Annotated in this window: 8 protein-coding genes; 4 read left to right on the forward strand and 4 right to left on the reverse strand. The window is 66.8% G+C overall.

Going from position 1 to position 8,629, the window contains the following annotated elements; genetic code table 11:
* A partial coding sequence (locus ELR45_RS14215; RefSeq protein WP_205856579.1) for an MFS transporter occupies nucleotides 1-1,242 on the forward strand: 1,242 nt, incomplete at its 5' end.
* Nucleotides 1,243-1,290: 48 nt separating this feature from the next.
* Here ELR45_RS14215 and ELR45_RS14220 read toward each other — a convergent pair.
* The 4 genes from ELR45_RS14220 to ELR45_RS14235 form a co-directional block, all read right to left on the reverse strand.
* Nucleotides 1,291-1,773 (reverse strand): nuclear transport factor 2 family protein, encoded by a 483-nt coding sequence (locus tag ELR45_RS14220; RefSeq protein ID WP_205856580.1) that lies wholly within the window; start codon nucleotides 1,771-1,773, stop codon nucleotides 1,291-1,293.
* Nucleotides 1,770-2,702 carry an alpha/beta hydrolase gene (locus tag ELR45_RS14225; protein WP_129666989.1) on the reverse strand — a complete coding sequence of 311 codons (933 nt, stop codon included), beginning with the start codon at nucleotides 2,700-2,702 and terminating at the stop codon, nucleotides 1,770-1,772. Before ELR45_RS14225 ends, ELR45_RS14220 begins: the two co-directional genes overlap by 4 nt.
* 135 nt (nucleotides 2,703-2,837) lie before the next feature.
* Nucleotides 2,838-3,728: a helix-turn-helix transcriptional regulator gene (locus ELR45_RS14230; protein ID WP_129666990.1), complete on the reverse strand. Its 891-nt coding sequence runs from the start codon at nucleotides 3,726-3,728 to the stop codon at nucleotides 2,838-2,840.
* A gap of 186 nt (nucleotides 3,729-3,914) precedes the next feature.
* Nucleotides 3,915-6,107, reverse strand: a complete 2,193-nt coding sequence (locus ELR45_RS14235) for an MMPL family transporter (RefSeq protein WP_129666991.1) — start codon at nucleotides 6,105-6,107, stop codon at nucleotides 3,915-3,917.
* Nucleotides 6,108-6,609: 502 nt separating this feature from the next.
* Here ELR45_RS14235 and ELR45_RS14240 point away from each other — a divergent pair.
* The 3 genes from ELR45_RS14240 to ELR45_RS42710 all read left to right on the forward strand — a co-directional run.
* Nucleotides 6,610-7,005, forward strand: a complete 396-nt coding sequence (locus ELR45_RS14240) for an ATP-binding cassette domain-containing protein (protein ID WP_129666992.1) — start codon at nucleotides 6,610-6,612, stop codon at nucleotides 7,003-7,005.
* 30 nt (nucleotides 7,006-7,035) lie between these two features.
* A complete protein-coding gene (locus tag ELR45_RS14245) occupies nucleotides 7,036-8,478 on the forward strand; it encodes a sensor histidine kinase (protein ID WP_165367767.1) in 1,443 nt (480 codons plus the stop codon).
* On the forward strand, nucleotides 8,475-8,629 hold a 155-nt coding region (locus ELR45_RS42710; protein ID WP_420813885.1), incomplete at its 3' end, for a response regulator transcription factor. The genes ELR45_RS14245 and ELR45_RS42710, both read left to right, overlap by 4 nt.

The raw sequence follows: 8,629 nt of genomic DNA on the forward strand, positions 1-8,629 counted from the left end.
GAGCCTTGCGTGTCGCCGATCAAGTCATACCGCCGGCTGATAAGCCTGGCTGGCCCCGCCTACATCATCGTCGCATTTCTGGGACGGCTGCCACTGGCGATGAGCCAGCTGGGCGCCCTCCTTCTCGTCTCCACCGAGACCGGACGCTACTCGGCGGGCGGGCTGACGGCGGGCGCCGTCGCGGTCGCCAACGCCGTCGGTGCCCCGGTCGCGGGCTTGCTGACGGACCGGATCGGGCAGCGGCCCGTGGTCCTCGTCCAGTCCCTGGCGTCGGCCACCGGGCTGGTCACCTTGGTCGTGCTGGTGACCGCGGGCGCCCCACTGCCCGCGATCGTCGGTGTCGCCGGACTCGCCGGTCTGTGCATGCCGCAGGTCGGCCCGCTGTCCCGGGTCCGGTGGACCTACATCACCGAACCCACCGGCCGTGGTCAGCCGCGACTGATGGATGCCGCCTTCTCCTACGAGGGTGCGGCCGACGAAGCGTCGTTCGTCCTGGGACCGGCTCTGGTCGGGGGCATCGCCGCCGTCATCCATCCCGGCGGGGCGCTGCTCGTCGCGGCCGGGCTCCTCGCCGTATTCGGGAGTGGGTTCGCTGTGCATCCGACGGCGATGTCGGCACGGGCACGGCCGCTCCAGCTGCCCGCGGCGCGCCGCGTGGTCACGCCGGAGCTTGCAGTACTGGCCGTCGCGATGCTGCTCATCGGGGCCGTGTTCGGTGCCACCCAGACCGGGACCACCGTGCTCGCCACACAGCAGGGCAACCCGGGGCACGCCGGTCTCGTGCATGCGCTGCTCGCAGTCGGGAGCGTGATCGCCGGGCTCGCGGTCGCGGCCCTGCCGGCACGGTTCGGCTACCCGCGCCGGGTCCAAGTCTTCGCCGCCGGGCTGCTGGTGCTGTCGGCGCCGCTGATCCTCGTGGACTCGCTGGCGGGCTTGGTGCCGGTCGTGCTCGTCTTGGGTTTCGCCATAGCGCCGTACATGATCAGCGTCGCCATGTTGGCCCGGAAGCTGGTCGCCGCGAGCCAGGCAGGGCTGGCGATGACGTTGCTCGCCGGGGCGACAGGTATCGGGTACGCGCTCGGATCCGGTACCGCGGGCAGGCTCGCCGACGTCAGCGGGCATCGCGCGGCGTTCGCGGTGACACTGGTGGCCAGTGCCACCGCGTTCGTCCTGGCTAGTGCCGCTCGCCAGCGGCTGTCGACCGCGATCAGCCAGAGTCCCTCCGGTGTGCGGCGAGGTTGACCTGCCAGAGTTGCTTGCTGTTGTGAGCGTGAGGCCGCACGAGCGTGACTAAGCCGCTGCTGTGCGGCCGCGTCCTGCCGCGACTCTTTCCTGTGCCCTCTCGATCACGGTCCTTCCGCCCTCCTCGTAGGCCACGTTCAACGTGATCCCGCGGATCTTCCAGCCGTCGGTGAGACGTTCGAGCGTCATCACGTACTGCCCGGCGACCATCCACGTGGATGCGTCCTGCCCGTCGGCCAGATGGTGGTAGGCACGGATGCTCGCCGTGCACGTCGCTTGATGCTCATCCTGCGCGGTCGTCACTACGGGCCCGAGCAGGTGTTGCGTGGAGTCGAAGCCGGGTAGCAGCTTTCGCCAGCGCATGATGAGCTCACCGGCATCCAACGTCTCTGGCTCGCCTCCCCAGAGCGACGTGTAGTCGATGGTGACAGTCGCCGCGAACGACGCGTAGGCGCTGTCCCAATCAACATTGTCGATCGCGTGCAGCATGGCGGCGACAGCCTCGCCTACGCCGTAGTCGGACGCGGTCATCTCGATACCTCCGCATCGACACCGCCGGTCAGCGTCTTGGAGAAATGTGCATCCAGTGCCTCGACGGCGAACTCCACCTGCGCCGGCTGGTCGTAGAAGTCGATCTGCCCGCCCTCACCCCAGGCGACGTCCGCGGGACCGCGAAGCCCTCGCCGCACCTGCTCGATGTTGTCCGGGAACACGCAACCGTCGGAGTGAACGAACAACGACGGCACGGAGACCGAGGACCGGGCCGCGGCCAGCCCGTCGAACGTCAGCCACGGTATCCAGCTCATCTCCGCCATCTCATTCGGCCACTCGGGGATCGCGCCACGATCCTCGGCGCTGTAGTAGTCGAGCTCGAGATGCATGCCGGCACGGTCGTTGCCCGGATCGTATGCGGGCACGGTCAGGACCTCGCCGTCGCTCACGTACCGGGCGGTGGCTGCTTGGGCACGGTCGAGCCTGAGCTGGACGCCCTGCATGCCTCCGTAGAAGGGCGCCACCGAGGTGGTGTCGTGGAACCATCCGGCGACGCTGGCGTACGAGGCGATGGGTGCTCCCTGGGCGATGGCCGACAGCGCGTACTGGGCGCTGGCGCAGATGCCGACGTAGCCAACGTCGCCGGGCCGGGTGAACGACAGCGTCGAGGCGAATCGGGCGGCGGCATCGATGTCGGCGATCTTGCGGCTGGGCAGCTCGACATGGCGCAGGTCGCCGCCGCTCTGCCCCCAGCCCGCGAAGTCGAAGGTGATCGCCGTGTAGCCGCGCCGGGCAAGCGCGTCGGCGTACAGGTCGGCCATCTGTTCTTTCACAGTCAGCCATGAGCCGGTGATCAACACGGCCGGCTGCCGCTCGACGATGCTTTCGGCACACCGATGTACCCGGCCGATGATCCTGCTCCCGCCACTGGTGAACATGACGGGGAACGTCGTGAGCTCTGTTGTCATCGTTTGACCCCTCTCTGCATCCACACGCCGGAACGCGTGCGGACACCGCTGAGAGTGGCACGCCGGCGGCGGTCGGGGGAGGGTCGGATCTTGCTCTCTGTCGCCGCGTGGGGGAGACCGGCCGTACCGACAGTTTCAGCGTGGACGCAGATCCGACGGGGTGAAGCCGGTGTAGCGGCGGAGCAGGCGCCTGAAGTGTCCAACGTTGGAGTACCCGACCGAGTACGCGACTTCAGGGACGCTGCGTCGCGAACTGATCAACAACGTCTTGGCGGCCTCCATGCGACGCATGGTGACGTACTCGTGCGGGGCCATGCCGACGGTGTTCTTGAATGCGCGGGCGAAGTGGTACACGCTCAGATGGGCCTGAGCGGCCACGTCGTCCAGGGTCAATGGCTCGGCCAGCCGGTGGTCGACGAACTCGGCGATCCGGTCCACGAGTGTGCGGCCGAGCCTGCCGGAACGCTGTGTCCAGCGCGGCCGTGGACGAACGTAGTGGTCTGCGACATGCTCGATCAAGCGATGAACGAGCACACTCGCGTGCATCGCGTCCAGGTCGCCGTCGTGGTCAAGATGCGTCCGGCGGATGACGGCGGCCAGACCCAGCATTGTGGCATCGTGGCCTGCTGTTACCGTTTCGATCTCCACCATGCCGGTGTGAGCCGGATCGGCCACGGCTTTGAGCATGTCCACGTCGGGGTAGATCTCCAGTGCCTCGGTCGGCTCCGTCACCTCCGCCCATCGCACTTCCTGCAGGCCTGTGGCGAACACCGCGCCGGCGGGTATGGCGAGGTAACGTGCCCGCCCGCCCACCTCGTAGCCCACCCGCCGGTGCGCGCTGAACGACACACCCACCTGGTTCGGCCTGGTGACGGTCACGGTGTCATCCGGCGGCAGCCAGCTGTACTCGGAACGCAACCCCGGCCAGTTTCGGACAGACGACTCCACGCGGTCGGCCCGCATGTGGGTGCCGTTACGAACCGCGGTGGGCGACGTCCCACCGCCGTCGAGGCTGCGCTTAGCCACGTTGATGTGCCTCCCCGGATGCGCACTGTCATCTTATGACGAGTGGCTCAGATGAGAGGCAGCGCTAGAGTTCCTCGTCGGTCGAGGCCGGTGCCAGGGGTGACAGGTGTGCCCGCTTTGTCGTCTGGCCGGGCACTGGTGTCGCGGGGCGAACGGCTTCCATGACCGCTCGCCCCGCCTGGGTTACTACGTGTGAGCCAGCTGCTGTTCGTCGTCGGCGGACTCGCCCAGTGTGTGCCGCAGCTTCTCGCCTTCGACATCGACGTCGGGCAGCAACCGGTCAAGCCAGCTGGGCATCCACCACGCTCGATGTCCGAGCAGTGCCATGACGGCTGGCACGATAGTCATTCGCACGATGAACGCGTCGACCGCGATCGCGAACGCCAGGGCGAACCCCACCTGTTTGATGGTGCCTTCGCCGAGTATGAAGCTGCCGAAGACGCTGATCATGATGATCGCGGCAGCCGTGACCACTCGGGCGCCGTGCTGGAACCCGTTGACCACGGCGGCCACCGGTGCCGTGCCGTGCACATGCTCCTCCCGCATCCGGGTGCCGATGAAGATCTGGTAGTCCATGGCGAGCCCGAACACGATGCCGATCGCTATGACCGGTAAGAAGCTCATGATGGGGCCGGTGCTCTCGACTCCGAACACGTCGCGCAGCCATCCCCACTGGAACACGGCCACCAGGGCACCGAGCGTGGCGGAGATGGTGAGCAGGAATCCGAGCGCGGCCTTGATCGGGACCAGGATCGAGCGGAACGCCAGCATCAGCAGGATCATCGATATGCCGACGATGAACGCGAGGTAGGGGATCAGCGCATCGCTGAGCGTTCCGGTGAAGTCGATGTGGACGGCGGTGAGTCCGGTGACCATGAGGGCAGCTCCGGTCGCGGCCTCGGCGTCCGCGGCCTCATCCCGGAGTGCGTTGACCAGATCCTCGGTCTCCTGCGAGCTGGGCCCGGTCTCGGGGAGGACGGTCACGGTGGCCGTGTCGCCCGCTGGGTTGAAGTTTGCCGGTGAGACGGCGGCGACGTTGTCGAGCTGGCCAGCCACGTCCGCGACGTGGGCGGCGGCGCCTTCCGGGTCGGCGCTGTCTGTCGCGTCGATGACGATCGTCAGCGGGCCGTTGTAGCCGGCGCCGAATCCGTCGGCGACCAAGTCGTATGCCTCGCGCGCTGTGCTCTCCTCCGCTGCGGTGCCGTCGTCGGGTATCGCCATGTGCATGTCCAGCGCCGGCACCGCCAGGGTGCCGAGGCCAATGGCCGTGATGGCCAGCACCGGGGCAGGCCGGCGCGTGACGAACTGTGCCCACCGGCGCCCCGCCGTCGGCTTGCCCCCTTTGGACTCGGGATCCCGTGCCCGCAGGCCGGGGATGCGCCCACCCACGATGCGGCTGCCGGCGAACCCGAACATCGCGGGAAGCAGAGTCAGCGCGATGATGACCGCGATCGCGACGGCTGCCGCGGCCCCGAGGCCGAGCTGCGTGGTGAAGGAGATCCCGAAGATCGCCAGACCACCCAACGCCACGATGACGATCAGGCCCGCGAACACGATCGCCGAACCGGCCGTGCCGACGGCGCGGCCGACAGCCTCCAACGGCGCATGTCCGATCGCCAGCTCATGCCGGTACCGGGAGACGATGAATAGGGCGTAGTCGATCGCCAAGGCCATTCCCAGCATCATGGCGATCGTCGATGTGTCGCTGGCCAGGTCGAATGCGGCGGTTGCGGCCGCGATGCCCATGATCGTGATACCGACACCGATGACCGCGTTCAGCAGCGGTAGCCCAGCGGCGACGAACGAGCCGAAGGTGATGACCAGCACCACAGCCGCCACTGCCAGGCCGATGAGCTCCGCAGCGCCGGCCTCCCCTTCCACTTCGAGAGCCTCGCCACGCATTTCCACGGTCAACCCGGCGTCGCGTGCGTCTGTGACGGCGTCGTCCAGGGTGTCCGCCGCGTCGTCGGGTGGATCCTCGCCGTACGCCACCTCCGCAAAGGCCACTGAGCCGTCCTCGGCGACGGTGCCGGCTTCGAACGGCGAGGTCACGTCCAACGTGCCCGGCGTCGTAGCCAGGCGCTCTACGGTCTGCTCGATGATCGCCTGGTTTCCTGGCTCCGTCAGCGTCTCGCCGTCGGGAACGGCGAACACCACCTGAGCCGATGTGAGACCGACGGAGTCGTCGGGGAAGCGTTCCTCGAGGAGATCGAAGGCCTGCGAGGACTCCGTATCCGGGATTTCGAACTCATCCACGGTCTCTTTCGAGAGCGTGACCCCGGCGATGCTCACGACTACCAGCGCGCCGAGCCAAGCGGCGAGCACGGTCTTCCGTCGCTGGAAGCCCCAGCGGGAAAGTCTGTATAAGAACTGTGCCACGAAAATCTCCTTATCGATAAATTGTGCTGTTCCTCGGCCGTTTCCTCTCGATTACCGCGCTGATCTCACGCGGCACTGAACCCGGTTATCGTTGCTTGGGCTCACTTCGGGAACGTACTGCCAGACTATTTCTGCAATGACGTGGCCGGCCTCGGTCACGGTGCTGAGATTTCCTATCGCGAAAGGAGGCGGAGTGAGATGTCGGTCGATCCATTGGACGTAGGAATCGCTACTACTTGCGTCGGTGCCGGCCGGCGTCCAGCTCACGTCGGACAGGTTGTATTGCCGCGTTCCTGCTGCTCAGCAGCTACGACTCCGATATGCGCTCTCTTTGAGCATCGACGAAAGTCGGTGCGTATCTACGCCAAAAGTAGCGGCGTGCGGCCGGTCGGTGGCCATTGGGAGACATCTAAGTTCGATGCTCGGGACGACGCCATGCCCAGAATGTGGTTCTAGCGTGGAACTGCGGGTTGGGAAATAATATGAGCGGAAGGGATATTCCATGATTCAGGCGAAGGGGCTGACCAAACAGTACGGCGATGTGCGGGCCGTCGACGATCTGAGTTTCAACGTCGAGGCCGGGCATGTGACGGGGTTCCTCGGTCCGAACGGCGCCGGTAAAACCACGACGATGCGGATGATCCTCGGCCTGGACCGCCCCACCGCAGGCTCCGTCACCGTGTTCGGGCGGCACTATGCGAACTTGCCGGCGCCGCTGTACGAGGTGGGGGCTCTGCTGGACACCCAGGCGATGCATAGCCGGCGCAAGGCCGACTACCACCTGCTGTGCCTGGCTCGGATGTGCTCGTGTCCGAGTGGACAAATCGGCGTCGTGTCCGGGTTCACTGCCGCCGCACTCGCGGTCGCGTCGGTGATCTTCCATCGTCGTGACGCGTAGCCACGACGTCTGCCTATGCTGTTCTCGGCCATGAACGGAAACTCGCGCCATCCGCTGCCCGCGGCCTCCGAGATCGATCTGTCTCGGTGGCAGCGGCAGCGGCGGCATCGGGTTATGGACTGGATCGTCGCTCTCGTCTGCTTTCCCTTCGTGTTTCTGTTCATCGTCGCCCCCGGCGGGATCGAAGAAGACGACGGCGTCCTGTCCCGCAGCGACATCCCGAGCCTGATGTTCCGGATCTTCCCCGGGCTGCTGCCGGAGGGCTCGGAGCTTGAGCGCTACGACAACGTGTTCGAAGCGTTGTTCCATCACCCCGCATTCGGCTTGACCGCCGCCATCATCCTGCCTGGATTGACTGCGTGGGCCATCTTGTACCGGCGGACGAAACCAGAACGGTTGCTGACCCTCGCGGTCGTCATGCTGCTCCTGTTCGGCAATTTTGCTCCCATCGTGGTCGCGCTCTACAGCTACGCGGCATGGTTCACCGACCGCAGGAAGCTGGTCGGATGGGCGGTGGCCGCCACCGCTGCACTCGTCATCGGCCTGTGGGATCCACCGGTGACCTGGCTGGGCGTGCTCCGCGTCGGCGTCGGCGTCGGCATGCCGATTAGTCTCGGGCTGTGGATCAGCACCCGTCGGCTGCTCATCGCCAGCCTGCGTGAGCGTGCCGAACGTCTGGAACGCGAGCAGCAGCTGATGGCCGAGCGGGCCGTCGCGGCCGAACGGACCCGGATCGCGCGAGAGATGCACGACGTGGTGGCGCATCGAGTGAGTTTGATGGTCCTGCACGCCGGCGGGCTTGAGGTTTCCAAGGCCGAACCGGCCGTGGTGCAGACGGCTGCTCAGATCCGAGACACCGGCCACGAGGCCCTGACCGAGCTGAGGGAGGTGCTGGGCGTGCTGCGGGACGACTCGGAAACCGAGGCGCCGACCGTTCCACAGCCGGTGCTGAGCGACCTGGACCGGCTGGTCGAGGGCTGGCGCAGCGCTGGGATGAGCGTGCGGTACGAGCGGATGGGCTCTGCTCACGCATTGCCGGCGCTGCAGGAACGCACGGGCTACCGCGTCGTGCAGGAAGCCCTGACCAATGCCGCCAAGCACGCACCCGGCGGGCCTGTGCGAGTCCAGCTAGTTTACGAGCAGGATGAACTGGTCGTGACGGTGACGAACGGCCCTCCGGCCGCGTATAAGCACGACGAGCTTGGCGGTGACGACGCGGAGAGCGGCACAGACCGGCAGGGGAACACCGTGGGGGATGAAGAGATCGGCGATCACGACACTGCCGGGGAGGCGTCTGCGCCGGTGAGCGGTTTCGGCCTGGCCGGTCTGCGGGAGCGTGTGCAGCTGGCGCGTGGGACGCTGGACGTGAGCGCATTACCAGACGGTTCATGGCAGGTCCGAGCTGTCCTACCCGAGAACGCCGAGCATCGACATGCGGCTGCACCCGACGCAGAGACGGAGATCGGACCATGATCAGAGTGGTGATCGTCGACGACGAGCAACTCGTCCGGTCGGGCCTGCAGATGATCCTCAGCTCGGCGGACGACATCGAGGTCGTCGGTGAGGCATCCGACGGAGCCGGCGCCGCCGGCGTCGTCCGGGACGTGGCGCCGGACGTGGTGCT

Origin of the sequence: Phytoactinopolyspora endophytica, assembly GCF_004138495.1 — a bacterium.
GTDB lineage: Bacteria > Actinomycetota > Actinomycetes > Jiangellales > Jiangellaceae > Phytoactinopolyspora > Phytoactinopolyspora endophytica.